At 40.6% G+C, this 471-nt stretch carries 1 protein-coding gene; it reads left to right on the forward strand.

From position 1 onward, the window contains the following. A partial coding sequence (locus GVO63_RS19350; protein ID WP_236552226.1) for a hypothetical protein occupies positions 1–426 on the forward strand: 426 nt, incomplete at its 5' end. Between the last annotated feature and the right edge of the window lie 45 nt (positions 427–471).

The following is a 471-nucleotide window of genomic DNA, read 5'->3' on the forward strand; positions in this document are numbered from 1 at the left end:
GTTAGCTGCAAGGAGAAGTTTTTGAGCAAGCCAGATTTTTCAAGCTATTCGATTGAAGAGTTGCTGGACTGTAAGCAGAATATTGATAAAGATAGATATCCCGAACGCTATAGAGAAATTCTAGACTTAATTGCTTTACTCACCCAAGACCCCAAGATTAAAAGCTCTCACGACGAGATTGTTTTCATAGAGTTTTGTGAAGCACTCAGAGATGACTTAAGAATTACATTAGACGATAACTTATGGCCTATCTTAAAGTTATTTTCAAAGCGCTTGAGGGATAGCGTACCAAGCACTTTTCAAGATCAAGTTTGCCCAGTATGTTCAGGTGATTTACACATTACTCAACGGTTTGGCGCGTGGGAAGTCGAGTGTCAAACCTGCGATATGGTCTATTCTATAACTGAGAGGCATTCGTCAATTTGAGCTTTGCAGCTAACAAACAACTGTAGCCATTCGCTGGCGCTCACT

It is taken from the genome of Alteromonas sp. KUL106 (assembly GCF_009811415.1).
In the GTDB taxonomy this organism is placed as follows: domain Bacteria; phylum Pseudomonadota; class Gammaproteobacteria; order Enterobacterales; family Alteromonadaceae; genus Alteromonas.